This is a genomic window from Streptomyces sp. Xyl84 (assembly GCF_059731885.1).
This window is the reverse complement of sequence record NZ_AP029182.1, coordinates 1,524,902-1,550,506: the sequence shown is the minus strand read 5'-3', so window position 1 is coordinate 1,550,506 and position 25,605 is coordinate 1,524,902. Positions and strand designations below refer to the sequence as shown.

Annotated in this window: 22 protein-coding genes and 2 pseudogenes; 11 read left to right on the top strand and 13 right to left on the bottom strand. The window is 75.4% G+C overall.

All coding sequences use genetic code 11. From position 1 onward, the window contains the following. Positions 1 to 20 precede the first annotated feature (20 nt). The 7 genes and pseudogenes from AC6I72_RS06655 to AC6I72_RS06625 all read right to left on the bottom strand — a co-directional run bounded on the left by AC6I72_RS06655 (position 21) and on the right by AC6I72_RS06625 (position 8,143). Positions 21 to 731, bottom strand: a complete 711-nt coding sequence (locus AC6I72_RS06655; protein ID WP_497999935.1) for a phosphoadenylyl-sulfate reductase — start codon at positions 729 to 731, stop codon at positions 21 to 23. Further along, on the bottom strand, positions 728 to 913 hold the full coding sequence (locus tag AC6I72_RS06650; RefSeq protein WP_497999934.1) for a hypothetical protein: 186 nt from the start codon (positions 911 to 913) through the stop codon (positions 728 to 730). The genes AC6I72_RS06655 and AC6I72_RS06650 overlap by 4 nt, the downstream gene beginning before the upstream one ends. Beyond that, the gene (locus AC6I72_RS06645) at positions 910 to 2,604 is read right to left on the bottom strand and encodes a nitrite/sulfite reductase (RefSeq protein ID WP_497999933.1); all 1,695 of its coding nucleotides are present in this window, start codon (positions 2,602 to 2,604) and stop codon (positions 910 to 912) included. Before AC6I72_RS06645 ends, AC6I72_RS06650 begins: the two co-directional genes overlap by 4 nt. Positions 2,605 to 3,044: 440 nt before the next feature. Next, positions 3,045 to 3,617 (bottom strand): GNAT family N-acetyltransferase, encoded by a 573-nt coding sequence (locus AC6I72_RS06640; protein ID WP_497999932.1) that lies wholly within the window; start codon positions 3,615 to 3,617, stop codon positions 3,045 to 3,047. A 303-nt stretch (positions 3,618 to 3,920) separates the two neighbouring features. Beyond that, positions 3,921 to 5,369: a hypothetical protein gene (locus AC6I72_RS06635; protein WP_498004613.1), complete on the bottom strand. Its 1,449-nt coding sequence runs from the start codon at positions 5,367 to 5,369 to the stop codon at positions 3,921 to 3,923. A gap of 204 nt (positions 5,370 to 5,573) precedes the next feature. Then, positions 5,574 to 6,425: pseudogene (locus tag AC6I72_RS06630) on the bottom strand (transcriptional regulator); the annotation flags it as partial. Between the two features lie 77 nt (positions 6,426 to 6,502). Further along, complete coding sequence (locus AC6I72_RS06625) at positions 6,503 to 8,143, bottom strand: acyl-CoA dehydrogenase family protein (protein WP_497999931.1); 1,641 nt, start codon at positions 8,141 to 8,143, stop codon at positions 6,503 to 6,505. A 232-nt stretch (positions 8,144 to 8,375) separates the two neighbouring features. On the opposite strand from AC6I72_RS06625, the gene AC6I72_RS06620 reads away from it, so the two are divergent. Further along, a complete protein-coding gene (locus AC6I72_RS06620) occupies positions 8,376 to 9,584 on the top strand; it encodes a YihY/virulence factor BrkB family protein (protein ID WP_497999930.1) in 1,209 nt (402 codons plus the stop codon). A gap of 35 nt (positions 9,585 to 9,619) precedes the next feature. Here the strand turns inward: AC6I72_RS06620 and AC6I72_RS06615 are convergent, their stop codons facing one another. Then, positions 9,620 to 10,570 carry an SDR family oxidoreductase gene (locus AC6I72_RS06615; RefSeq protein ID WP_497999929.1) on the bottom strand — a complete coding sequence of 317 codons (951 nt, stop codon included), beginning with the start codon at positions 10,568 to 10,570 and terminating at the stop codon, positions 9,620 to 9,622. A gap of 81 nt (positions 10,571 to 10,651) precedes the next feature. Between AC6I72_RS06615 and AC6I72_RS06610 the strand changes: the two genes are divergently transcribed. After that, a complete protein-coding gene (locus AC6I72_RS06610; RefSeq protein ID WP_497999928.1) occupies positions 10,652 to 11,608 on the top strand; it encodes an AraC family transcriptional regulator in 957 nt (318 codons plus the stop codon). 23 nt (positions 11,609 to 11,631) lie between these two features. Beyond that, the gene (locus tag AC6I72_RS06605) at positions 11,632 to 12,447 is read left to right on the top strand and encodes a helix-turn-helix domain-containing protein (RefSeq protein WP_497999927.1); all 816 of its coding nucleotides are present in this window, start codon (positions 11,632 to 11,634) and stop codon (positions 12,445 to 12,447) included. Here AC6I72_RS06605 and AC6I72_RS06600 read toward each other — a convergent pair. Next, positions 12,427 to 12,831, bottom strand: coding sequence for a VOC family protein (locus tag AC6I72_RS06600; RefSeq protein ID WP_497999926.1), 405 nt, complete (start codon positions 12,829 to 12,831; stop codon positions 12,427 to 12,429). The two genes, AC6I72_RS06605 and AC6I72_RS06600, sit on opposite strands and share 21 nt — an antisense overlap. A gap of 265 nt (positions 12,832 to 13,096) precedes the next feature. On the opposite strand from AC6I72_RS06600, the gene AC6I72_RS06595 reads away from it, so the two are divergent. The 3 genes from AC6I72_RS06595 (at position 13,097) to AC6I72_RS06585 (ending at position 16,155) form a co-directional block, all read left to right on the top strand. After that, complete coding sequence (locus AC6I72_RS06595; protein ID WP_497999925.1) at positions 13,097 to 13,978, top strand: isocitrate lyase/PEP mutase family protein; 882 nt, start codon at positions 13,097 to 13,099, stop codon at positions 13,976 to 13,978. After that, on the top strand, positions 13,975 to 14,241 hold the full coding sequence (locus tag AC6I72_RS06590; protein ID WP_497999924.1) for a hypothetical protein: 267 nt from the start codon (positions 13,975 to 13,977) through the stop codon (positions 14,239 to 14,241). The genes AC6I72_RS06595 and AC6I72_RS06590 overlap by 4 nt, the downstream gene beginning before the upstream one ends. Before the next feature lie 270 nt (positions 14,242 to 14,511). Next, entirely contained in the window at positions 14,512 to 16,155 is a 1,644-nt protein-coding gene (locus tag AC6I72_RS06585) for a carboxylesterase/lipase family protein (protein WP_497999923.1), read from the top strand. 135 nt (positions 16,156 to 16,290) lie between these two features. Here the strand turns inward: AC6I72_RS06585 and mmuM are convergent, their stop codons facing one another. Next, positions 16,291 to 17,229, bottom strand: a complete 939-nt coding sequence (mmuM, locus tag AC6I72_RS06580; protein ID WP_497999922.1) for a homocysteine S-methyltransferase — start codon at positions 17,227 to 17,229, stop codon at positions 16,291 to 16,293. 16 nt (positions 17,230 to 17,245) lie between these two features. Between mmuM and AC6I72_RS06575 the strand changes: the two are divergent. The 3 genes and pseudogenes from AC6I72_RS06575 to AC6I72_RS06565 form a co-directional block, all read left to right on the top strand. Next, positions 17,246 to 17,572: pseudogene (locus AC6I72_RS06575) on the top strand (alpha/beta hydrolase); the annotation flags it as partial. 138 nt (positions 17,573 to 17,710) lie between these two features. Beyond that, the gene (locus tag AC6I72_RS06570; RefSeq protein WP_497999921.1) at positions 17,711 to 18,079 is read left to right on the top strand and encodes a VOC family protein; all 369 of its coding nucleotides are present in this window, start codon (positions 17,711 to 17,713) and stop codon (positions 18,077 to 18,079) included. Positions 18,080 to 18,195: 116 nt separating this feature from the next. Then, positions 18,196 to 18,657 carry a hypothetical protein gene (locus AC6I72_RS06565; RefSeq protein ID WP_497999920.1) on the top strand — a complete coding sequence of 154 codons (462 nt, stop codon included), beginning with the start codon at positions 18,196 to 18,198 and terminating at the stop codon, positions 18,655 to 18,657. Here the strand turns inward: AC6I72_RS06565 and AC6I72_RS06560 are convergent. From AC6I72_RS06560 to AC6I72_RS06550, 3 genes are all read right to left on the bottom strand, one after another. Then, positions 18,627 to 19,529, bottom strand: a complete 903-nt coding sequence (locus tag AC6I72_RS06560; protein WP_497999919.1) for an alpha/beta fold hydrolase — start codon at positions 19,527 to 19,529, stop codon at positions 18,627 to 18,629. The genes AC6I72_RS06565 and AC6I72_RS06560 overlap by 31 nt on opposite strands. After that, positions 19,513 to 20,106, bottom strand: coding sequence for a TetR/AcrR family transcriptional regulator (locus AC6I72_RS06555; RefSeq protein ID WP_037858669.1), 594 nt, complete (start codon positions 20,104 to 20,106; stop codon positions 19,513 to 19,515). Before AC6I72_RS06555 ends, AC6I72_RS06560 begins: the two co-directional genes overlap by 17 nt. A 191-nt stretch (positions 20,107 to 20,297) precedes the next feature. After that, a complete protein-coding gene (locus AC6I72_RS06550) occupies positions 20,298 to 21,542 on the bottom strand; it encodes an FAD-binding protein (protein ID WP_497999918.1) in 1,245 nt (414 codons plus the stop codon). Between the two features lie 211 nt (positions 21,543 to 21,753). On the opposite strand from AC6I72_RS06550, the gene AC6I72_RS06545 reads away from it, so the two are divergent. Both AC6I72_RS06545 and AC6I72_RS06540 read left to right on the top strand, forming a co-directional pair. Continuing rightward, complete coding sequence (locus AC6I72_RS06545) at positions 21,754 to 23,127, top strand: radical SAM protein (protein WP_497999917.1); 1,374 nt, start codon at positions 21,754 to 21,756, stop codon at positions 23,125 to 23,127. A 158-nt stretch (positions 23,128 to 23,285) separates the two neighbouring features. Beyond that, positions 23,286 to 24,794, top strand: coding sequence for a cellulose binding domain-containing protein (locus tag AC6I72_RS06540; protein ID WP_497999916.1), 1,509 nt, complete (start codon positions 23,286 to 23,288; stop codon positions 24,792 to 24,794). The last annotated feature ends 811 nt before the right edge of the window (positions 24,795 to 25,605 follow it).

Here is a 25,605-nt window from a genome sequence, read left to right as displayed (position 1 = left end):
CTCCTGTATGTGTGTCATGGTCAGCCGTGCAGCCCGCACTCGGTCTTGGCGCGGCCCGCCCAGCGGCCGGCCCGGGCGTCCTCGCCCTCCAGCAGGCGCCGGGTGCAGGGCGCGCAGCCCACGGAGCCGTAGCCGTCCATCAGCAGCGGGTTGGTCAGGACGCCGTGTTCGCTGACGTAGGCGTCCACGTCGTCCTGGCTCCAGCGGGCGATGGGGGAGATCTTGACCTTCTGCCGCTTCTCGTCCCAGCCGACCACCGGGGTGCCGGCCCGGGTCGGTGACTCGTCGCGGCGCAGCCCGGTGGCCCACGCCTGGTAGCCGGTGAGGCCCTCCTGGAGCGGGCGCACCTTGCGCAGCGCGCAGCACAGGTCGGGGTCGCGGTCGTGCAGCCTCGGGCCGTACTCGGCGTCCTGCTCGGCGACCGTCTGCCTCGGGGTCAGGGTGATGACGTTGACGTCCATCACGGCCTCGACCGCGTCGCGGGTGCCGATGGTCTCCGGGAAGTGGTAGCCGGTGTCGAGGAACACCACGTCCACGCCGGGCATCGCCCGGGAGGCGAGGTGGGCGACCACCGCGTCCTCCATCGACGAGGTCACGCAGAACCGCTTGCCGAAGGTGTCGGCCGCCCACTGGAGGATCTCCAGCGCGGAGGCCTCCTCCAGGTCACGGCCGGCCCGCTCGGCCAGCGCCTTCAACTCCTCCGCGGAGCGCTCCTGCTGAGTAGCCGTCACGTCTGCTCGTCCCCTCCGTCGTCGGCGGTCCGCCGGATCCCGCGGGCCAGCAGCCCGAGGAACTTCAGCTGGAAGCCGCGGTTGCACGCCGCGCATTCCCAGGCCCCGTGGGTCTGCTCGCCCGGGCGCAGGTCCTCCTCGCCGCAGTAGGGGCAGTAGAAGGGCGCCGCGCGCTCGCTCACGACAGCGCCTCTTCGGAGGCCCGGGCCGCCCAGGCGGCGAAGCGCTCGCCGTCCTCGCGCTCCGCCTGGAAGCGCTTGAGAAGCCGCTCGATGTAGTCGGGCAGCTCGGCGGAGGTCACCTTCAGGCCGCGGACCTTGCGGCCGAAGGACGGCTCCAGGCCGAGGGCGCCGCCCAGGTGGACCTGGTAGCCGCCGACCTGGTTGCCGTCGGCGTCGGTGACCAGCTGGCCCTTGAGACCGATGTCCGCGGTCTGGATGCGGGCGCAGGCGTTCGGGCAGCCGTTGATGTTGATGGTGACCGGCTCCTCGAAGTCGGGCAGCCGGCGCTCGAGTTCGTCGATGAGGTCGCTGCCGCGGTCCTTGGTCTCGACGATGGCGAGCTTGCAGAACTCGATGCCCGTGCAGGCCATCGTGCCGCGCCGGAACGGGGAGGGGCTGACCCGCAGGTCCAGCGCCTCCAGGCCGTCGACCAGCGAGTCGACCCGGTCCCCGGGCACGTCCAGGACGATCATCTTCTGCTCGACGGTGGTGGAGACGCGGCCCGAGCCGTGCTCCTCGGCCAGCGCGGCGACCTTGGTGAGCAGCGAGCCGTCCATCCGGCCCACGCGCGGGGCGAAACCGACGTAGAACCGGCCGTCCTTCTGCCGGTGCACGCCGATGTGGTCGCGCCACGCCTGCGCGGGCATCTCGGGCGCGGGACCGTCGATCAGCTTGCGGCCCAGGTACTCGTCCTCCAGTACCTGGCGGAACTTCTCCGCGCCCCAGTCGGCGACCAGGAACTTCAGCCGGGCCCGGTTGCGCAGCCGCCGGTAGCCGTAGTCCCGGAAGATCGAGGTGACGCCCTCCCAGACGTCGGGCACCTCGGCCTCCGGCACCCAGGCGCCCAGCCGCACACCGAACCGGGGGTTGGTGGACAGACCGCCGCCGACCCACAGGTCGAAGCCGGGGCCGTGCTCGGGGTGGACCACGCCGACGAAGGAGATGTCGTTGATCTCGTGCGCCACGTCCAGGAGCGGCGAGCCGGAGACGGCCGTCTTGAACTTGCGCGGCAGGTTGGAGAAGCGCGGGTCGCCGATGTAGCGGCGGGCGATCTCGTCCAGCGCGGCCGAGCCGTCGATGATCTCGTCCTCGGCGACGCCCGCGACCGGGGAGCCGAGCATGCCGCGCGGGCAGTCGCCGCACGCCTCGGTGGTGGACAGGCCGACCGACTCCAGGCGCTCCCAGATGGCGGGCACGTCCTCGATGCGCACCCAGTGGAACTGGATGTTCTGCCGGTCGGTGATGTCCGCGGTGCCCCGCGCGTACGTCTCGGAGACCTCGCCGATCGCCCGCAGTTGCTCGGTGGTGAGCCGTCCGCCCGTGATGCGGACGCGCATCATGAAGTACTCGTCCTCCAGCTCCTCGGGCTCCAGCAGGCCGGTGCGCCCGCCGTCGATCCCGGGGCGGCGCTGGGTGTACAGACCCCACCAGCGGAAACGTCCCCGCAGGTCATTGGGGTCGATCGCGTGGAAACCGCGCTTGGAGTAGATCGTCTCAATGCGTGTCCGCACATTGAGACCGTCGTCGTCCTTCTTGAGCTGCTCGTTGCCGTTGAGCGGGGTCAGGTGCCCCACGGCCCACTGTCCCTCGCCACGGTGACGGCTCACCTTGCGGCGGGGCGCGGCGGAGTTCTGCGAAGAGGCGGCGGCCATGGTCGATACGTCCTTCGGGACAGCGGGGTATGCGGCTCTGACCTGCGCGGATGCGGGCGCACGGGCAGACAGGCAGGCGGGCGCGTCGTTGCGCGGGAAGGGGAGGCGAAAGATCCGGTGGTGCTGGGCCGGCGGCCGCTCAGGCCACCGCGGGCGAGTCAGCTCGCCGGACAGATGGCGCTGGACATGCGGCCGTGGTCGACGTGCCGTCGGCTCACCAAGGCGGTTCCAGTTCCAGGCATGACCGCAGAGTGGCACGGAGATCTGGACACAGTCCACCTTTGTCCAGACTGCGGACACCCTTGTCCCGAGATGCGGGACAAGGGTGTCGTCGGTCACATGTGGGAAAGCGATTGCCCGCGTCCGGATCGGGCCGGGAGGGCGTCGGGCGGGTCAGGCCGGGAGGGCGCCGGCGGATCAGGCCGGGAAGCGCCGGCGGGTCAGGCCGGGAAGGCGCCGGGCCAAGGACCCGGAGTGGCCACTTCCGCCTCCTCCTCGACCTTGGTGTCGAACAGCTTGAAACCGCGGCGCTGGTAGTTGTCCATCGCGTGCTCGCCGTCCTTGCTGCACGTGTGCAGCCACACCCGCTTCGTCGGCGCGAGCCCCGGCCAGCGGTCGGCGAGGTCCCAGGCGCGGGCGGCGCCCTGGGACAGCAGGTGGCCGCCGATCCGCCGGCCGCGGAAGGCGGGGATCAGCCCGAAGTAGACGATCTCGACCACCCCGTCGTCCTGCGCCTCCAGTTCGACGTAGCCCGCCGGCGTGCCCCGGTCGTACGCCACCCAGGTCTCGACGCCCGCACGCTCCAGGTACGCCCGCCACCGGGCGTGCGTCCAGCCGAGCCGGTCCGTCCAGCGGATGTCGCCGCCCACCGACGCGTACAGAAACCGGCTGAACTCGGGCGAGGGCACCTCGGAACGGACGACCCGGACGTCCCCCTCGGGCGCGGTGGCCGGCAGGAGGTCGGTCGGGGCGGTCTGCTCCAGGGACCAGGTGGTCACGGCGATGTTCGTCATGCCGGCCAGGGAATCATCCGGCCGGGGTCCGTGTCGATCGAGGGCGGCAGGGCCGGGCGCCGGGGGAGGCGCCCGGTGCGGGGCCGGCGGCCCTCGTCCGGGTCGGGCCGGAGCCGGACGAGAGGCCTAGGTTCTGTCGTCACATTCCCGTCGTCCGCCCGGAGGGCGGGCCTCGCGGCGTCAGGTGCGTGCTCTCGGCGTGCCGGGCCCTGACCCTCGTACTGGACGTACTCGGGTCTGGGCCCGGTGCGGCGAGAGTGCGTGCATGGCGTCGCGAGGCAGGCGGGAATGTGACGACAGGGCCTAGTGCAGTTCGTGTTCGACGGCGGAGAGGGGCACCGCGAACAGGGTGCGGCCGGAGACGGACCACAGCTCGCCGGTCCCGGGCTCGTAGGACAGGGAGCCCGCGCCGTCGCCCCAGCAGCGGTGCGTGTCGCCCGACGCCCCGCACTCCGTCGCCTCGGCGCCGTCCTCGTCCTGCCGCCACAGCGTGCCGTGCCCGCCCCGCTTGCCCGCCGTGCGGCCCAGGTACCAGTCGGTGTGGCCCGAGGGGCCCGTGCGGTGCGCGAACACGCCCCGCACGCCGTTCGCGTCGGTCTCGAAGGCCTCAACCGCGCTCACCGTCCCGGCGGAGTCGGCGGCCAGCAGACCGGTGCGGGCCGGGTCCGTACTGAAGGGGTAGCGCCACAGACGGGTGTGGCGGTCGCCGTCCGCCGCCGCCGTCTGGCTGGCGACCAGACTGTCCGGTGTGGAACTGTCGTCCAGGGAGAGGCCCGTGGGGCAGGGGGGGACGGAATCCTCCCGGCCCGGTGCGCCGGACCCGTACCCGCCGCCGGAGGCGGACGTACGTGCTGGAGCGGACGCCGTGCCCGGACCGCTCCTGGCCCCGCCCGTGCCGTCCGGGGCCGCCGCGCGGTCGCAGCCGCCCGCGGCCGGGCGGTAGGAGGCGACCGCCGGGAGGACCCAGCGGTAACCGTGCGCCGACCAGCCGCCCGGCACCCGGCCGACCGCGTCGGCGGTGACGGTGGCCCGCTGGATGCGGCGCAGGTCGTAGACGTACAGCGCGTCCCGCTCGGCACCGGAGGTGGTGACCAGCAGTTTGTCCTGGTATCGGACCATGCCCGAGACGCGGGACGCGAGCGCGCGGTAGTCGCGCCCGCCGTCGACCGGCACGGCGAGCAGCGCCCAGGTGTAGGTGAGGCGGGCCGGGTCGTCGGCGTCGACGAAGGCCACCCGGGCCAGCCGCCCGCGGCCGGTGTCGTCGCCGCGGTGGGTCCAGCCGGAGAGGATCACCCGGTGGGTGCCCCACCGGCCGGTGCCCGACGCGTCCCCCGCGGCGGCCACGGACTGCGGCCGCCACTCGCGGGTGGCCGCGTCCGCGGTGTCCCAGCAGTACGCGCGCGTGGCCGCCGGTTCGACGGGCAGGGCCTTCTTCTCCTCGTCCGTGCAGCCGGCGGCGTCGCGCAGGGTGCGGTCGGCGGCGCCGAGCACCGTACCGGCGTCGACCGGCCGGCCCATCGCCGCGGCGAGCCGGTCGAGGGACGCGGCGGGCACGGCCTGCTCGGTGAGCCGCAGCCCGGCCAGTTCGGTGGCCGAGGTGAGGGGTCGCAGAGCGCCCGGGTCGTCGGTGACCGTGGCCTGCGAGGCGCTGATCAAGGTGGCGGTGGCGGTCAGCGCGAGGCCGGCTCCGGCCAGGACCGCGCGCAGCGCCCTGCCCCGTCTGCGCCGGCGGTGTCGCCCGCGTTGCTTCATCCAACCCCCCTTGTTCCAGGGCTCGGTTCGCCTCCGGGACGCCCGCCGGCCGGGCGGGCCAACTGCGCCGCGGGTTCCCAGCGTTGAGCAAGGAGCGGATGGGGCGACCCACAGTGATGCTACGGCAGTCCGGCGCGCCGTACGCCGAAGACCCGGCAAACTCGCGCAAGATGGGGGCCGGTGGCGCGGCGGGCCCCGTCGGGGCGCCGTGGACGCCGCCCGCCCCCGGCGCACCGGCGGAGCCGTCGAGTGCGGCAGCGGATCGCGGGGACCGTCCGGGAGCAGCAGCCGGACCCCGGCGTCCTCACGGAAGCGGTACGGACGGTGTTCGAGCAGCGCGCCCAGGTACCGCCGTACCCGGGACATCTCCGCCCGGACGGTCACCGTGCGGGCCGGATCTGCGAACACCTCCCCGGCCAGTTCCGCGGCGCCGCGGCCGGTCCGGTGCGCGGCCGGCAGGCAGGGCAGTTCCGCGTGGCGCGGGCTCAGTTCGCGCGTCCAGGTGCCGGCGTCGCCCGAGACGGCGGGCGTCCAGCGGTGCGGACGGGACAGGTCGAGCAGGCTGTGCGCCTCACCGTGCGGGGCCGCTTCCCTGCCGGCCCGCGGCAGTCAGCCGTCCGCCGGCGGCTCCAGCGGGCACGGTCCGATCGCCGGCAGCCAACAGGAGCAGGGGCCGGGCGACTTGGGCAGCGCGATCCGCGCGGTGTACGGCATCCCGGTCACCGCCGCCGTCCAGCCGTCGCGGTCCACCACCGCCGCCCGGCCGCCCAGCCGGGCCGGCACCGGAGCGGCCACCGCGCGCAGATGCTCCAGCGAGGACAGGTGCAGCTCGCGCAGCCGGGCCTCGGCAGGCTTGGCCACCGAGTCCAGCCAGGCCGGCGTCGCCGGGTGCACGGTCTTGACCGGACCGCTGACGTCCACCACCCCGATCAGCCGGCCGTCCCGCGGATCGGTGACGGGCGCCCCGGTGCACGTCCAGGTGGTGTGCGAGCGCACGAAGTGCTCCGAGGCGAAGACCTGCACGGGCCGGCGCGGCACCACCTCCGCGGGGTGTCCGAAAAGCATCGCCCGGTGTCGCGGAGCCCGGGCGGCCGGCCGCCCCGGACGACGGCGCCCGGCCACGGTCCGCCGCGTCAGGACACCGGACGGGCGCGTTCCACCAGCGACGCCAGGTCCAGGGTGTGCGGGAGGGTGCCGAAGGCGGCGCCGTGGTCCCCGCCCAGCCGGGAGGCGCAGAAGACGTCGGCGACCTCGGGCGGCGCGTACCGCACCAGCAGCGAACCCTGCAGGACCAGCGCCAGCCGCTCCACCAGACGGCGGGCGCGGGCCTCGATGCCCTCCAGGTCGGCGAATTCGGTCAGCAGGGACTTGATCGCGGCGTCCAGCCGGTGGTCGGCGCCGCGCGCCGCCCCCACCTCCCGCAGGAAGGCGTCCAGCGCCTGCGGCTCGCGGCGCAGCGCCCGCAGCACATCGAGGGCCTGGACGTTGCCCGCGCCCTCCCAGACGGAGTTGAGCGGCGACTCCCGCACCAGCCGGGGCAGCCCGGACTCCTCGACGTACCCGTTGCCGCCCAGGCACTCCGCGGCCTCCACCACGACGGGCGCGCACCGCTTGGTCACCCAGTACTTCGCGGCCGGCACCGCGATCCGCAGCAGCGCCCGCTCCTGCTCGCCGCCGTCGTCCCAGGCCGCCGCGAGCCGCAGCACCAGCGCGGTCGCCGCCTCCGACTCCAGCGCCAGGTCGGCCAGGACGTTGCGCATCAGCGGCTTGCCGGCCAGCGGCCCGCCGAACGCCTCCCGGTGGGTGCAGTGGTGCACCGCCTGCGCCACCGCCTGCCGCATCAGCCCGGCCGAGCCGACCGCGCAGTCCAGCCGGGTCGCCGCCACCATCTCGATGATGGTGCGCACCCCGCGCCCCTCCTCGCCGACCCGGCGCGCCCACGTCCCGTCGAACTCGACCTCCGCCGAGGCGTTCGAACGGTTGCCCAGCTTGTCCTTCAGCCGCTGGAGCAGGAACACGTTCCGCGTGCCGTCGGCGAGCACGCGCGGGACGAGGAAGCAGGTCAGGCCGCGCGGAGCCTGCGCCAGCACGAGGAAGCCGTCCGACATGGGGGCCGAGCAGAACCACTTGTGCCCCGTCAGCTCGTACGTGCCGTCCTCGGCCAGCGGACGCGCCGACGTCGTGTTCGCCCGTACGTCGCTGCCGCCCTGCTTCTCCGTCATGCCCATCCCGAACAGGGCACCGGCCTTCAGGCGGGCGGGCCGCAGCTCGCGGTCGTAGACCGTCGAGGTCAGGCGCGGCTCCCACTCGGCCGCCAGCTCCGGGTCGGCGCGCAGCGCCGGGACCGCCGCGTGGGTCATCGACAGCGGGCAGCCGTTGCCCGCCTCGACCTGGGTCCACACCAGGAAGCCCGCCGCCCGCCGCACATGTCCGGCCGGGCGCGTCCAGGCGGCGGTCAGGCCGGCCGAGACGCCCTTGCCGAGCAGCCGGTGCCAGGCCGGGTGGAAGTCCACCTCGTCGACGCGGTGGCCGTAGCGGTCGTGGGTGCGCAGCCGGGGCGGGTTCTCGTTCGCCTGCGCCCCCCACTCCTGGAGCTGGGCGGAGCCGGCGGCCCGGCCGAGCGCGGACAGCTCGCCGCGGACCTCGTCGAGCAGACCGGAGCCCGGCCCGACATGCCGATCGACCGCCTCGGTCAGCGCCCGGTCGGCGGTGAAGACGTCGTACCCGGTCAGCGGGGGCACCTGGTTGGTGACGGAGTGAGTGCGGGCTGCCATGGCACGGAACCTACCCGCGCCACGCCCCCGGCCACCACACCGGCGGGGATCTCCGTCCGGGGCCGGGGCCGGGGCCGGGGCCGGGGACGTGGGCGGGGGCGGGGGCGGCCGTGGCGGTCCGCGTCCGGGGCGGCGGTACGCGCCGGGTGCGGCGGTGGCCGTCCGGTGGCGGTGATCCGTGCGGTGCCCGGTGGATGAGGGCGGCGGGGCGGGACAGGGATACCTTTGGCTCGTGCAGCCAGCCAGTGAAACCCCCGACAGGCCGACCGGCCGCTTCCACCGGGCCCGCGCCCTCTACCGGAACGTCTCCAAGCGCAGGACCGCCTGGCTGCTGCTCAAGGACACCGTCAACTCGTGCATGGAGTACCGCATCCTCGGTCTCGCCGCCGAGGCCGCGTTCTTCACCCTGCTCTCCGTGCCCCCGCTGCTGCTCAGCCTGATCGCCCTGCTCTTCTACGTCGACTCCTGGACCGGCGCGCACACCATCGCCAGCCTGGAGCGCAACATCATGGACGCCTCCCGCACGGTCCTGTCCGACCAGGGGGTCAAGGAGATCACCCAGCCGATCCTGCGGGACGTGATGCAGGGCGGCCGGCCGGACATCATCTCCATCGGGTTCGTGTTCGCCCTGTGGTCGGGCTCCCGCGCGGTGAACGTCTTCATCGACACCATCACCGTGATGTACGGCCTCGACGGCGTGCGCGGCATCGTCAGGACCCGCCTGATGGCCTTCCTGCTCTTCGTGGTCGCGCTGCTGATCGGCTCCGTCGCGCTGCCGCTGATGGTGGCGGGACCGGACGCGGTGGTACGGGTCGTGCCCTGGTCGACGACGGTCGTGCAGGTTCTGTACTGGCCCGTGGTCATCGTCCTGTCCATCGCCTTCCTCACCACGCTCTACCACGTGTCCGTGCCCGTGCGCTCCCCGTGGATCGAGGACGTGCCCGGCGCGCTGGTCGCCCTGGCCATGTGGGTGGTGTGCAGTTTCGTGCTGCGCATCTACCTGACCAGCACCGTCGAGGGGCCCACGATCTACGGCTCGCTGGCCGCGCCGGTCGCCGTGCTGCTGTGGATCGGCGTGTCCGCGTTCGCCGTGCTCGTCGGCGCGGCGGTCAACGCCGCCATCGACCGGGTCTGGCCCGCCGCCGCGACCGCCGCGGCCCGCGCCGCCAACGAACGGGTGCGCGAGGCGCAGATCGCCGAGTACGTCGCCCGGGCCGCCGCCGTCCGCGGGGCGGACCCGGACGCCTTCGACGACGACACCGACGACACCGACGACGCGGACGGCCTGGGCGACGCCGACATGCCCTCCGAGTTCCCCGAACGCTGGTCGCGCTTCCTGCCCCCGGAGGACGTGACCGCGCGCCTGCGGGCGCACGCGAAGAGCACCCAGGCGCGCGGCCCGCACAAGGAGGACCGGAACGGGTCGGCGCCGCACGAGTAGAGGGCCCCGGGCGCATCAGGGCGCCCGCGCCCGGCTCACGGCCGGTCCCACACCCCGGCCGCCGCCGCCTCCCGCGCGAAGCCGGCGAAGTCCCGCGGCTCGCGTCCGAGCACCTGCCGCACCCCGTGCGACAGGGAGGAGTTCCGGCCGTCCAGCAGCGTCCCGAACAGCTCCACCAGGAACTCCACCTCCTCGGCGGGCACCCCGAACCCGGCCAGCGCCTCCCCGTACGCCGGCGCCGGCACCGACCGGTACGTCAGCGCGCGCCCCGCCGCGGCGGCGGCCTGCGCGACCGCGTCGCCGAACGTCAGCAGCCGCGGCCCGGACACCTCGATGACCTGTCCGGCGTACCGGTCGCCCGAGGTCAGCGCGGCCACCACGACGTCCGCTATGTCCCGCACGTCGACGAACGGCTCACGCACGTCACCGGCCGGGAAGACCAGTTCCCCGCTTCGCCGCAGCTCCTCCGCCAGCGGGCCCTCGCTGAAGTTCTGTGCGAACCAGGCGGCCCGCACCACCGTCCACCGCGCCCCCGACGCGCGCAGCGCCTCCTCCGTGGGCAGCGCCTGCTCCTCGCCCCGCGCCGACAGCAGCACCAGCCGCCGTACGCCGAGCGCGACCGCCTCACGGGCCAGCCGCCCGACCGTGTCCGCCGCGTCCGGCGCGCCGACGTCCGACGGGTGCACCAGGTAGGCCGCGTCCGCGCCGCGCAGCACCGGCGCCCATGTCGTCGCGTCCCGCCAGTCGAAGCCGTGCGCCCGGGACGCCGCCCGCACCGTCAGGCCCGCCGCCGCGGCCGCCGCGGCGACCCTGCTCCCCGTACGGCCGGAGGCGCCGGTGACCACCACGGTCGTCTCCCGCGCCGGCCGCGCGCCGGTCCGCACGCCCGGCGCGTTCCCCGCTGCCCGGGTCTTCCGTGCGTCCTGCGCCTTCTGGGCGTCCTGCGCGTTCTGTACGTCCTGTGCGTTCCGCGTGTTCTGTGTCATGCGGACAGTCAACTGCCCGGCCCCGTACGGGAACCATCGCCGAACCGCTCACGCGCATAAGCGCCCGTCTACGCTGTCCGCATGGACGCACTCGCCGGCCTCCTGGAGGGCCCCCGGGCGCGCGGCGCCTTCCTGATCCGTGCCTGCCTGGAGCCGCCGTGGGCGGTACGCGTCGAGGACGAGGCCCCGCTCACGGTGATGCTGATGGCCCGCGGCCACGCCTGGATCGTGCCCGACGGCGGCGAGAAGGTGCGCATCGACCCCGGGGACCTCGCCATCGCGCGCGGCCCCGGCCCGTACACCTGCGCCGACGACCCCGGCACGGCCCCGCAGGCGCTGATCCTGCCGGGCGGCGAGTGCAGTCACCCCGACGGACGCTCCCTGAACGGTTCCATGGACCTCGGGGTGCGCACGTGGGGCGACCGGATCGACGGCGGGACGGTCATGCTGATCGGGACCTACCTCATGAAGGGCGAGATCAGCAACCGGCTGCTGGACGCGCTCCCGCCGCTGCTCACCCTCACCTCGGACGTGTGGCAGTGTCCGCTCACGCCGCTGCTCGCGGACGAGATCGTGCGGGACGAACCCGGTCAGGAGGTGGTCCTGGACCGCCTGCTCGACCTGCTGGTCATCGCCGCGCTGCGGGCGTGGTTCGCCCGGCCCGACGCGGCGGCGCCCGCCTGGTACGGAGCGCTCGCGGACCCGGTCGTCGGCCCGGTGCTGCGGCTCGTCCAGGACGAGCCGGCGCACCCCTGGACCGTCGCGGCGCTCGCCGCGCGGGCCGGCGTCTCCAGGGCGGCTCTCGCCCGGCGCTTCACCGCCCTGGTGGGGGAGCCCCCGATGGCGTACCTCACGAACTGGCGGCTGGCACTGGCCGCCGACCGGCTGCGTGACACCGACGAGCCCCTCGCCGCCGTCGCCCGCCAGGTCGGCTACGGCAGCGCCTTCGCGCTCTCCACCGCGTTCAAACGCGCCTACGGCGTCAGTCCGCAGGAACACCGCACGCGGGTCCCGCACTCCGGCGCGCGAGGGAGGTGAGCGGCGTGAGTGGTGTGAGCGGAATGAGCGGTGTGAAGGGCGCGAGCGGGGCGTGCGGGGCACGCAGGACGGGGGGAGCGGTCGGCGCGCCGGGCGCGCACCGGGCGCCGCCCCGGCCCGCGGACGCGGTCCCCGCGCCCGGCGGATACACGGAACGGCCCGCCCGGCTGCCCGGCGCGGTCCTCTGGACGAAGGGCCCGGCGGCGTCCGGCGCCGGTGCCGGACTCGTCCTGCCGGACGGGTGCATGGACCTGCTGTGGAGCGAGGGGCGGCTGCTGGTCGCCGGGCCCGACACGCGGGCGTACGCCCCCGACGGGCCGTCGGCGTACTGGGCCGGCCTGCGCTTCTTCCCCGGTACGGCGCCCGCCCTCCTCGGTGTGCCCGCGCACGAACTGCGCGACCGGCGCGTCGACGTGGCCGACCTGTGGCCCGCCCCGGCGGTACGGCGGCTGCGTGCCCGCCTGGAGGCGGCGCGGGACCCGGCCGCCGCCCTGGAACAGGCGGCGCTGGAGCGGGCGGAGGCGGCCGGACCGCCCGACCCGCTGCTGCGCCGCCTGGTCGCGGCCCTGGACGCGGGACGCCCGGTCGCCGCGACCGCCGACGAACTCGGGGTCGGCGCCCGCTGGTTGCACCGGCGCTCCCTGGCCGCCTTCGGCTACGGGCCCAAGACGCTGGCCCGGGTGCTGCGGCTCCAGCGGGCCCTGGCGCTGGCGCGCAGCGGGGTGCCGTTCGCGGACACCGCGGTCCGTGCCGGATACGCCGACCAGGCTCATCTCTCCCGCGACGTGCGGGAGTTGGCCGACGTGCCGCTGGGCGGACTACTCGGCGTCCGCGGGTAGCGGCGCGAACAGGTCGACGCCGTTGCCGTCGGGGTCGTGGACGACCGCGTACCGCATCCCCCAGAACGCGTCCCACGGCTTCAGCTCCCCGTGGTGCCCCGCGCCGACCAGGTCCTCGTAGACGGCGTCCACGCCGGCCGGCGTGGCGCAGCGGAAGGCGAGCGAGACCCGGCCGCCCGCCGCCGGGGGCCGCCACCCGGGGTGGAAGGAGCGCACGGTGTCCTCGGTGTCCAGCGCGAGGGTCAGGCCGCCGGGCAACTCGGCCTCGGCGTGCGGCTCTTGCTCGGCGCCCTCGGGGAAGACGAGACCGAGGCGGCGGTAGAAGGCGAGGGAGGCGGCCAGGTCCGAGGCGACCAGGCCGACCACGGCGAATCGTGGGGTCATGCCGCCACCGTGGCACGGCCGCGGCCGGCGGTCTTGAAGAAAACGGACGGCCCGGATCAACCCCGCGACGTGACACGCCGGTCAGTGACGTTTCTCCGGTGAAGGCGTTCCGCCGTCCGGGTGAGTAAAGGACGCACCAAGTCCCGATCTCGGCTCGGTCTAGGGATCCTTTTGTCTCGGCAAAGGGCAGCGGGCCGCCGTTCACCGGCACGCAGCCGCCCCTGGGGGCGCCGCGCGCGCCCGACCCCCCATCAGAGGAGTCACGTTGACCTACGGCAAGAAGCTGCGCCAGCAGATCGCCGGGCCGGGTACCACCCCGCTGATCGGTGTCTACGACATGTACTCGGCGTCGATCGCGGCCGAACACTACGACGGCATGTTCGTCTCCGGTTTCGGCTTCGCCGCCTCCTACTACGGACTGCCGGACATCGGCTTCATCGCCTGGCCGGACATGGTGGCGTTCGTCCAGCGGCTGCGGGGCGCCTTCCCCGCGCACCACCTGCTGGTGGACATCGACGACGGCTACGTCGACCCCGAGGTCGCCTGCCACGTGGTGGAGGGACTGGAACGCATCGGCGCCTCCGGGGTGATCCTGGAGGACCAGAAGCGGCCCCGCCGCTGCGGGCACGCCGACGGCAAGCAGGTGCTGCCGCTCGACGAGTACCTCGCCAAGCTGGAGAAGGTGCTGGCCACCCGGCAGGACCTGGTCGTCGTGGCCCGTACGGACGCCACCGACGAGGCGGACATCCTGCGCCGGGCCGAGGCGCTCGCGGCCACCGACGCGGACGTGATCCTCGTCGACGGCATCCGCAGCGTGGACTGGATCCGGCGGGTGCGCGAGGTGGTCGGCGGCAAGCCGCTGCTGTTCAACCAGATCGCCGGCGGCAAGTCGCCGCGGCTGTCGCTGAGCGAACTGTCCGACCTGGGCGTGGACGTCGCGATCTACTCCACCCCGTGCCTGTTCGCGGCGCACGAGGCGATGGACAGCGCCCTCGCCGAACTGCGGCGCGCCGACGGCCGGCTGCCCGAGGTGGACCCGGCCGGTGGAGTGGGCGTACGGGCGGCGACCAGCCTGCTGGAGCGCAACATGGCCCACCGGCGGCCCGAGCGCGCGGGCGCCGGCGAGGTCGCGGGCGTCGGCGCGTGAGCGTCCGTCCGCCCCGGCTGCGCACGGCGGCCGTGCTGGCGGTGGCCCTGGTCGCCGGTCCGGCGCCCGTCGCGGCGGCCGGCAGCCTCATCACCGTCCTCGACAACTCGCACGCCGACTCCATCCTCGAGGTCGACCGCACGGCGAACCTCCAGACCGGCAGCGGCACCGCCGGCAGCGACCACGACGGAAGCGCGGTCGACCTGATGGAGGCCCTCGTGGGGGCGTCGCGCGGCGAAGCGGGAGAGGAGGACGGCGCCTGACCGCCCCGGCACCCCCGGTCACCTCGCCGGCCACCCGCCGACCGCGCGCAGCGGCGGCGGGCGACCGGTGACCGGCAGGCGGTCGGCGCAGAGGCGGGGCGGGGCCTTCCGTGGCCCCGCCCCGCCTCCCCGGGTACGCCCGGCGGTCCGGCCGGGGCGCCGCGGAGGAATACCACGAGGCGCCGTGGTGCTCTTGGGTTACCGGGACTCGTGCGCGGTCGGCCGGGCGCGAGCGGGGTGCAGCGAGCGCGCTGAAGGGCTGGTGGGCACATGACGTCGGACCGGACGGATCCCGTGGTCAGAACGCCGCACGGGGCGGTACGCGGAAGGTACGAGCACGGGGTGGCCGCCTTCCGGGGGATCCCGTACGCGGCACCCCCCTTCGGCCCCCGCCGGTTCCGGCCGCCCCGGCCGCCCGAGCCGTGGGACGGGGTGCGCGACGCGGGCGCCTACGGGCCGACCGCGCCGAAACCGCCGTACTCCGAGGCCTTCTCGCAGTACCTGTCCGACCCCTCCGTGCCCGGCGACGACTGCCTCAACCTGAACGTGTGGACGCCCGACCCGAGCCCCGCGGCCCGGCTGCCCGTCCTGGTGTGGCTGCACGGCGGGGCGCTGACCCGCGGCTCGTCGGCCGTGCCCGTGTACGAGGGCCACTCCTTCGCCCGGGACGGCGTCGTCCTCGTCTCCGTCAACTACCGCCTGGGCGTCGAGGGCTACGGGCTGTTCCCGGACGCCCCCGCCAACCCCGGCCTGCGCGACCAGCTCGCCGCGCTGCGCTGGGTCCACGAGGCCATCGCGGCCTTCGGCGGCGACCCCGGCCGGATCACCCTGTGCGGCCAGTCGGCCGGTGCCATCAGCACCGGAGCCCTGATCGCCGCCCCGCAGGCCCAGGGGCTCTTCCGGCGGGCCGTGCTGCAGAGCGGGCCGCCCGAGGCCGCCGACCGCGACAAGGTGCGGCGGATGGTGCGCCGGATGGCGGCCCGGCTGAAGGTCCCCGCCACCGCCGAGGCCTTCGCCGCCGTCGACCGCGACCTGCTGCTGCGCACCCAGGCCGAGGTCGGCCGGCTCAGCAGCCCGGTCCTCGGCGGCCCCGCCTTCGGCATCGTCGTCGACGGCGACCTCGTACCCCGCGACCCGCTGGAGGCGCTGATCGAGGGGGAGGCCGCCCGCGGCGCCGGCCTCCTGATGGGCTGGACCCGGGACGAGTACCGGCTGTGGCTGGTGCCCGGCGGTCTGCTGGAGCGCGTCGACCGGCTCGGCCCGGTCGCCCTGGCCGGTGCGATGGCCCGCTGCCACTGCGGGCACGAGGTGGTCCGCGGCTACCGCTCCCTGCGGCCCCGGGCGGGCGCCGCCGAGATCGTCGGCCAGCTGGTCACCGACCACCTGCTGCGCCGCCCCCTGCACCGGCTGGCCGACGCCCGCGCCGGGTCCGCGTACGTGTACGAGTTCGCGTGGCCGTCCCTGCTGCCGGACCTGGGCGCCTGCCACGCGCTCGAACTGGGCTTCGTCTTCGACACCGGCGACGTGCCGGACTCGCGCCGGCTCGCCGGCGAGGGCGCCCCGCAGGAACTCGCCGACGCCATGCACGCCGCCTGGGTCCGCTTCGCCACGGACGGCGACCCCGGCTGGGAGGCGTGGGACCCGGCCCATCCGGTCCGCGTCTTCGGCGACGGGCCACCGCACACGGCGTACGGGCCGCGGGACGCGGAACTCGCCCTGTGGACCGCCCCGCCCGCCGCCACCGGCCCGGCCGCCACCGGCCCGCTGCCGCTGTCGCGGCCGCCCGCCGCACCGGCCGGCGCGGCGGCCGGGGCATCCGTGGACACGGCGGCCGCCGCCGCCCCGGCCCGGGCGGCGGAACTGCGCGCGGTGATACGGCGCCTGCGCCGCTCCGGCGGCGTCCGGGGCGCCTGACCGGGGCGCGGGAGTCCGGGGCCGCGTGGGTTCGGACAGCCTGACGCGGGGCGTGTGGCTTCGGGGTGCGTGAGACGGTGCCGCCTGGGTCCGGCGTGTGAGTTCGAGGTGTGAGGTCGGGGTGCGCGAGTCCCGTCACCCCGCCCGCAGCGTGCGGGCGAGCTGCGCGATCGTCGCCGGACCGACCCGGCAGCAGCCGCCGATCAGACGGGCGCCGGCGGCGCGCCACCGCTCGGCCTGGGCCGGGGTGAGCGTGCGGTCCCCGGTCCAGGAACGGGACCGGGCGTCCCAGACCTCACCGCTGTTGGGATAGGCCACGACCGGCTTGCCGGTCACCCGGGCGGCTACCTCCACGGCGGCTTCCACATCCGCGGGGGCACAGCAGTTCACGCCGACCGCGATCACCTCCTCCGCCTCGGCCGCCGGCCCGAACGCCTCCTCCAGGGGCTGCCCGGCGCGCGTGCGGGAACCCTCGACCGTGTACGACAGCCAGGCCGGCACGCCCAGCCCGCGTACGGCCCGCAGCAGCGCGGTCGCCTCGTCGGCGTCCGGCACCGTCTCCAGGGCCAGTACGTCGGGCCGGGCGGCGGCCAGCACCTCGAGGCGGGGCCGGTGGAAGCGCTCCAGCTCGTCGACGGTGAGCCCGTAGCGGCCCCGGTACTCCGAACCGTCCGCGAGCAGGGCGCCGTAGGGACCGGCCGAGGCCGCCACCCACAGCGGGCGGGCGACGCCCTTCTCCCGGACCCGCGCCACCGCCTCCCGGGCCAGGGCGACGCTCGACGTGATGAGCGCCGCGGCCCGGTCACGGCCGAACCCGCGCCGCGCCAGCCCCTCGAAGGTGGCCTGGTAGCTGGCGGTGATCACCACGTCGGCACCCGCGTCGAGGTAGGCGAGGTGCGCCTGAGTGATCGCCTCGGGCCGCTCGGCCAGCAGCCGGGCCGACCACAGGTCGTCCCCGAGGTCGTGCCCGGCCGACTCCAGCTGGTTGGACAGCCCGCCGTCGAGCACGACCGTCCCGGCGGCGAGCGCCTCGGCGAGTCCGGTGGGGGGCGCGCCGTTCGTACCTTGTGTCATGCCACGACGCTAGGCCCTGTCGTCGAATTCCCGTCGTCGCCCGGAGGGCGGGCCTGCGGCGTCCGGTGCGAGTGCTCGGTGTGCCGGGCGGAAGTCCTCGTACCGGGCGTACTCGGGCTTTCGCCCGCCCCTCTGCTACGACTGGCCGGTCGCGGGCGAGCGGACCGCCCCCGGCGTCCGTACGGACGGCGCGTACCCGATCCTCGTCGTCGCGGGCACCGGTGACCCGACGACTCCGTTCGAGGGCGGCCGGCGCATGGCGGCGGAGCTGGGCGAGGAGGCCGGCGTCCTGCTGACGGTGCGGGCCGAGGGCCACGGCTCCTGCCCGTACACCTCCTGCGTGACCAGGGCCGTCGACACGTACCTCCTCGACGGCACACCCCCGGCGCGCGGCACGACGTGCTCGGGACGCGGCACCGGCCGGCGTGCCGCCGCGACATGCCCTACCGCCGTCGGCGGGGCGCCTGGCAGGATCACGGGCATGACTTCGAGGATCCGCCATGTGACGATCGACTGTTCGGACGCGTACGGCCTGGCCGGCTTCTGGTCGCGCGTCCTGGAGCTGCCCGTGCACGAGGACGACCGGCCGGGTGACGAGGAGGTGCTGATCGAGGGCGCGGGCCTGCTCTTCGTGACCGTGCCGGACGCCAAGACGGTCAAGAACCGGGTGCACGTCGACCTCCAGCCGCAGGACCGCGGCCGGGACGAGGAGGTCGAGCGGCTGCTCGGTCTGGGGGCCACGCTCGTCGACGACCGCCGCCGGGCCGACGGCACCGGCTGGGCCGTCCTCGCCGATCCGGAGGGCAACGAGTTCTGCGTCGAGCGCAGCGCCGCCGAGCGCGGCGACTGAGCCCCTGCGAAGGCGGGCGGCCGGCGGGACGCGGCGCGGGGCGCGTCCGGCGGCGGGCGGGCCGCGTCTCCCACAGTTCGGCCGGTACCGAACGGACCGGCTCCTACGGTGGCCGCATGAGCGAGATCACCCCTGACGACACGCCCGCCGCGGCCGTGACCGGCATGGTCGACCACGTGCTGGCCCTGGCCGCCACCTGGACCGCCTGGGACGGCACGCCGCTGCCCGCCGACGACCGGCTCTACACCCCGCACAAGGCGGTCCGCCGGGTCGCCGACCACATGGTGGACCACCTCGCGGAGCTGGAGGCGCGGCTGGCGGGCGAGGCACCGCAGCCCGACCACTGGCACGCCTCCACGATCACGACCGCGGCCGACCTCGCGCCCTTCACGCGGCAGGACCTCGAAGAGGCCCGCAACCGCCTCACCCGGCTGGCCAGGATCTGGGCCGTCCGGCTCGACGCCCTCACCGCCGACCAGCTAGACCGCTCGCCGGGCGAGGGCTGGACCTTCCGCGAACTCGCCCGCCACCTCGCCGAGTCCACGTACTACGCCGACGCGGTGGGCGACCTGTCCTGACCTCCCGGGACCCGGTCGAACACCTCGGCGAGCCGGTCCGCGAACGCCTCCGGCTGCTGGACGGCGCCGATGTGACCGCCCGGGAAGCGGGCGAACCCCGCGCCCAGGCGCTCGGCGAGGGCGGTCGCGGTGCGGTGCAGCAGCCGGCTGTGCGGGTCCTCGCCCGCGGCCAGCGTGACGAGCGCCGCACCGCCCCGCGGGGCCGCCTCCCCGGGGCCTGCCGCCCCCGGGCCCGCTTCCGCCCCCGGCAGCGGCGGGACGTAGCCGGTGAACGGCACCAGCACATGGGCGAGGAAGAGAGCCATGGGGGAGGACAGTTCCTCCTCGCGGGACAGGGGGCCGGACCCCGGGGCGGTGCCCTCGGCGCCGGGCTCCCCGGCGTCGTCCGCCTCGCGGTCCGCGAGCACGGCGGCCAGGCGCGCACCGGCGGCCCGCGGGCCCGCCGCGCGGTAGACGTCGTACACCTCGCGCAACCTGGCCCGCTGCCGCGTCCCGTCCGGCAGCACCCCCACGCAGGGCGGCTCGTGCGCGACCACGTGCCGCAGCCGCTCCGGGTGCCGGGCCAGCAGGTCGAGCGCCACGACGCCGCCCGCGCTGGTGCCGAGCACGTACGCCGACCCGTCCTCGGGCAGCACCGCGTCGAGCACCCGCCGCGCCCCCTCGCTCCAGTCCTCGACGCGCTGGTCGGCGACGGGCCGCCCGAGGCGGCCGTGGGCCAGGCCGAGCGGGTCGCAGGTGACGACGGTGAAACGCCGGGCGAGCCGGGCCGTCATCGCCTCCAGCCCCATCGGGTGCCCCGCCCCGCCCGGCAGGACGAGCAGCACCGGCCCGTCGCCGCGCACGTCGTGGTGGAAGTCAGTCGTGTCGTGCATGTCGTGGAGTCTCCCGTGGCCAGTTGCTGAGTGCGGTGTGCAGGGCCTCGACGGCCTTGTCCCAGGAGGCGTCCACGTCCCGGCCCGCGTGGAAGGCGCCGGCCGCCTCCAGGGCGCAGAAGCCGTCGAAGGTGCTGCGCAGCAGCCGGACGGCGTCGGTGAGATCGGGCTCCTGGAGGCCGTAGGCCCGCAGCATCCCGTAGGTGATCTCGGCGGTGCGCCGCATCGCCGGCGCGTCGGTCACCGTCGCGGGGTCGACGCGGATCCGGGTGGCGGCGTACCGGCCGGGATGGCGGTGCGCGTACGCCCGGTAGGCACCGGCGAACGCGGCCAGCGCGTCCTTCCCGGCCCGGCCAGCCACCGCGGCGGCGATCGCGTCGATCATCTCGCCGCCGGCCCGCAGCGCGAGCCGGGTGCGCAGGTCCTGGACGCTTCTGACGTGCGAGTACAGGCTGGCGTCCTTGACGCCGAAGCGCCGCGCGAGCGCCGACAGGCTGACGCCGTCGAGCCCGGCCTCGTCGGCGAGTTCGGCCGCCGCCGCGACGATGCGGTCCGCGGTGAGTCCGGCTCGGGCCATGCGGTCCCCGTCTCCTCGGCTGTCCGGGGCGCCGCCCCGCCTTCACGTTTCCTAGAGCCTCTAGGATGCCGCCTGGGGAGGGTAGGAATCAAGGGGTGGTGGCCATCAGCCCGCCCCGGGTTCCGTGCGGACGCAGAGCAGCGGGCAGGTCTCGTACGAGCGCCGGGCGGCGAGCGGGTTCCGTACGCCTGTCAGCCGGTGAGCAGGTCCCGTACGAAGGCGTTGGTGAACTTCCCGGCGGGGTCCAGCTCGCGCGCCAGGGCGCGGAAGTCGGCCAGCCGCGGGTAGCGCTCGCGCAGCGCGGCGGCCGGCACGGTGAACACCTTGCCCCAGTGCGGCCGCGGGCCGAACGGTTCCAGGGCCTCCTCCAGCCGCCGTACGGCCGGGAGCACCGCGGCGGTGTCCTCGATCCAGGTGAAGTGCAGGGCCACGGTGTCCCGGCCGTGGCTCGGGCCGAGCCACTGCTCGTCGGCGGCGACGGTGCGCACCTCGCAGGTCTGCAGCACGGGGGCGACCGCCTCGCGGACCGCGTCGACGGCGTGCAGGGCCGCCACGGCGTCACCGCGTGGCAGCAGGTACTCGGACTGGAGTTCGGCGCCGCTGCTGGGGGTGAACTCCGCCCGGAAGTGGGGCAGCCGCTCGTGCCAGGGCCCCGGCACGCCGAACTGTTCGGTGCAGTTCTCCGCCGGCATCCCCGGCACCGGGTGGAGCGCGACCTGGGCGGGCACGGCCCACGGGAAGTCCGGCAGCGGCTGGTCGGTGCGCCGCTTGAGCCACACCTGCCGGAAACCGGGGTCCCGCCAGTCGGTGAACAGGCTGACGCTGTAGGCCGCGGCGGCCACCGTCTCGAAGTCGAGGCCGTCCAGCGGGAGTTCGGTGAACACGTGCTGCTCCACCTCGAAGGCGGGTTCGAGGTCGAGGACGAGGGCGGTGACGACGCCCAGTGCCCCGAGGGAGGTGACGGCCCCGCCGAAGCGGGCGTCGCCCCGGCCGATCCGCAGGGTGGAGCCGTCCGCGGTGACCAGTTCGACCTCGCGCACGGCGGCGGCGAGCGGGCCGTTGGCCACCCCCGAACCGTGGGTGCCGGTCGCCACCGACCCGGCCACCGAGATGTGCGGCAGCGAGGCCATGTTGGGCAGCGCGAGCCCGTGCGCGTGCACCCGGCGGGCCAGCTCCGCGTACCGCACACCGCCGCCGGCCCGGACCGTGCGGGCCGCGGTGTCCACCTCCACCTCGGCCGGCAGCGCCGCCAGCGAGAGCAGTACGCCGCCGGCGCCCGGGTCGGCGATCGTGTTGAAGGAGTGCCCGCTGCCCAGGGCGCGCACCTTCGCGCTGGAGGCGACGAGCGCCCGCAGCGCGCCGGCCGACTCCGGCCGGCACACCTGGCCGGCGGTGTAGGTGATGTTGCCCGCCCAGTTGGTCACGGCCTCGGTCATCGTGTCGTCCCTCCAGCGCTCCGGGCCCGGCCGCAGCGGGGCCCCGTCCGACCGCCGACGGTGCCATGTAATTTGTCAATTGACAATACTAATTCGTCCCGGGGCCCGTCGTCCGCCGGCGCCACCCGCGAGTGGGGGACCCGGCACCGCCCGCCGGGGCGCGGGGGCATACCGTGAGGAGTCGTACGTACGAGCCAGGAGGAGAGACGGGATGGGCAGCCGTACCGCGCTGGTCGAGGATCTGATGGACCGCTTCCCGCACGTGCCGAGGGAAGCGGTCTTCAAGGAGGACCTGCTGCGAGGCGGTGTGGCCTTCGACCCCTCCGCGCTCAGCGACAACGAGGGCGGGGAGGTGAAACCCAAGTCGTACTTCATCTTCTCCTTCGACCACGGCACCCTCCCCGAGCTGGGCGAGGCCGCGCTGCGCCGCCCGCCCGAGGAGATCATCCTCACCGGCGGACCCTATGACCTGCGGCGCACCGTCGTCTCCGTACGGGTGAACCCCGCCTCGCCCTACCGGGTGGCGGCCGACGGCGAGGGCCTGCTCGGGCTCTACCTCGACGGCAGGCGGATCGCCGACGTCGGCGTGCCGCCCATGCCGGAGTACTACCGGCACACCCTGGCCAGCGGGAAGTCCGTGATGGAGGTGGCGCCCACCATCCAGTGGGGCTACCTGATCTACCTCACCGTCTTCCGGGTCTGCCAGTACTTCGGCGCCAAGGAGGAGTGCCAGTACTGCGACATCAACCACAACTGGCGCCAGCACAAGGCGGCCGGCCGGCCCTACACCGGTGTCAAGGACGTCGAGGAGGTCCTGGAGGCGCTGGAGATCATCGACCGGTACGACACCCAGAAGGCCTCCACCGCCTACACGCTCACCGGCGGCGCGATCACGTCGAAGGTGGCGGGCCGCGACGAGGCCGACTTCTACGGCCACTACGCCAAGGCCATCGAGGAGCGCTTCCCGGGCCGCTGGATCGGCAAGGTCGTCGCCCAGGCGCTGCCCAAGGACGACGTGCAGCGGTTCAAGGACTACGGCGTGCAGATCTACCACCCCAACTTCGAGGTGTGGGACCGCCGTCTGTTCGAGCTGTACTGCCCCGGCAAGGAGCGCTATGTCGGCCGGGACGAGTGGCACAAGCGCATCCTCGACTCCGCCGACGTCTTCGGCGCGCGCAACGTGATCCCCAACTTCGTGGCGGGCGTCGAGATGGCCGAGCCGTTCGGCTTCACCACCGTCGACGAGGCCATCGCCTCCACCACCGAGGGCCTGCGCTTCTTCATGTCGCACGGCATCACGCCGCGCTTCACCACCTGGTGCCCCGAGCCCACCACCCCGCTCGGCAAGGCCAACCCGCAGGGCGCGCCGCTGGAGTACCACATCCGGCTGCTGGAGGCCTACCGCGCCACCATGGACGACTTCGGTCTCTCCTCGCCCCCCGGCTACGGCCCGCCCGGACCCGGCCGCGCCGTCTTCTCGGTCAGCTCCTTCATGGACAGCCTGCCGGCGCAGGACGACGCGGACGCGAGCGCGGCCGCGGGCGCGGACGGCGGCGCCAGGGAGGCGGCGGGGGAGAGGAACTGACCCCGTCCTGAGTGCGGGCCACGTCCTGCGCGCGATGTGGAGACGTGGCTTGTCAGTTGTGTCGAACACGTGAAAAGCTCGGCGTCCACCGCGAGAGTTGCCTCAACTCCGTTCTGAACGGGGTCGGTTGACCCCCCGCCCGTGGACGCAGGAGAGCCATGCCCGACCAGCCGAGTCCCCGGGACACCGCCGAGGCCGCGCTGCTGTCCGAGTGCTGGGACGCGGTGCTCTCCTACGCCGGCCTGTGCACGGCCGGGTCCACCGCGGCCGGGGAACTGGCCGCGGAGGCCTTCGCGCTCGGCCTGCGCGAGGTGCGCGCCGCGGACGCGGGCGCGTCCCGGGGCCGCCGCACGCCCCGGCTGCCCGCGCTCCCGCTGATGCTGACCGCGGTACGCACCACCGCCGCGGCCTGGGAGGCCGCCGGGCTCGGCGACCGGCTCGACCCCGACCTGCGGCTGTGGCTCAACTCCCCGCGGGCGGCCCGCCACTCCGGCCCGCCGCTCCACCGCCCGCTGGCGCTGCGCGCGCTGCGCGACCTCCAGGAGGCGGACGCGGCACTGCTGTGGCTGGCGGAGGTGGAGGCGCTGCCGCTGGTCGTCGTGGCCCGCCGGCTCGGGCTCGACCCGGCCCGCGTCTCCGACGAACTGGAGCAGGTGCGCGGCCTGTTCCGGGACCGCTGCCGGCGCGACCACCTCGACACGCCGATGGAGCCGGAGTGCCGCGGCTACGCGCGGCTGCTGGACGCCGTCACCCGGCCGGCGGCGCCCGTCCAGACCCCCGAGGACCTCTCCCGGCACCTCGCCACCTGCCCCGGGTGCGCCGAGGCCGCCGCCTGCCTGCGGCTGCACGCGGGCACCCTGCCCGCCGCGCTGGCCGGCGGGGTGATCGGCTGGGGCGGCCTCGCCTACCTGGAGCGCCGCCGCCGGGCGGCCGACGTGCGCCTCGGCGCGCGGCCGGCGGCCGGCGCGGCGGACCGGGATCCGCGGGCCGACGGCGCGGGGCGGGCACGGCTGGTGCGCGGCGGTCTGCTCGCCACGGCCGTCGCGCTGTCGGCGCTGGCCCTGGCCGTCTCGCTGATGCCGTTCGGCGGCGCGGCGGGCGACGCCGCCCACGACGACGCGGACCGGCGGACGGTCGCCGACCCCACGGCCGTCCCGCCGTCCGCCGGGCGTCCACCGGCCCCCGGCCGGGCCACGGCGTCCCCGTCCGGACGGTCCACCGCGAGCGGTGCGGCGCACGGCCCCGGCCGCCACGCCCCCGGCCCGGAGCCGCAGGGCACCCCCTCGGCCGCCGCCGCGGGCGGCGTCTCCGGCCCCGCCGCGACCGCGCGGGGCTGCCGGGTCCGCTACGACCTCGTCGACCGGTGGCCGGGCGGATTCCAGGCCGCCGTCACCGTGACCACCAGCCGCGCGCTGGAGACCTGGCGGATCGGCTGGAGCTTCGGCGACGGGCCGCGCATCACGCAGATGTGGGACGCCACGGTCGCGCAGAGCGGCTCCCGGGTCACCGCCACCTCCGTCGCCTACAACCGCTCGGTGGCCGCGGGCGGCACCCTCTCCTTCGGCTTCATCGCCTCCGGACCGGCCGGGCCCTCGGGCGCCGGGGACGCCGCGGGCGGCGGGCCGTACGGCTTCACGCTCGACGGCCACCCCTGCCACCTGAACTGAACGCCCGCCCCCGCGGCCGCCAGGCACGGCGGCGGGCGCCCGCGTCAGAGCGGCCCTCCCCGCCGGCCGGGGCCGGCCACGTCCCTGCCGCGCTCGGGCAGCCCCTACCGCCGGCCGGGCCCCGCCGCGCCCCTGCCGCGCTCCGTCGCCCGGCCGCCTGACCGCCCGGCCGACCGGCCGCCCGCCCGGCCGACCGACCGACCGCCCGGCCGACCGACCGACCGACCGACCGCGCGAGCGTGTGCGCGGGCGGCCGCGGGGCGGCGGCAGGCGCCGTGCCGGGTTCCGGGCCGGACACGCCGGCGGGTGCGCGGGCGGGTGCGGGGCGGAGCACGCGGGCGGGTGCGCGGGGCGTGGGCGTAAGAGCTGCGAACAAAAGTGGGCCCCGGCGGCCGGCGCCCGGCACGCGCCCTCGCCGCGTTGCCGGAAGGCCCTGACAGCGCCGCTACAAGGACCTTCCGGCGCCTTGCGATCGCACGCACCGGACACCGCCCGCTGATCGGAACCCACTTTTGTTCGCAGCTCTAAGCGGAACGAGCCGGGCGGGCGGGGCGTCACCGTACTCTCACGACCTCACCACGGAGCCGTCACCGCCTCCGCGGCGGGGAAACCTGAGTTTTCGCCAAAAGCGTTTCACCGCCCGCCTCGCGCCGCCGGGGGCCGGCGCCGCCGCCGGGCCGGGTCTGACCTCACCCTCGTCCGTACGGGCCGTGCGGCGCCGAGGGGCCGCGAGCAGACCCTGACCGGCGCCGTGCCGCAGGGCCGTGAGACGACCGGGCGGCCCACCTGCCAGCTCGTACCCTACTGGCCA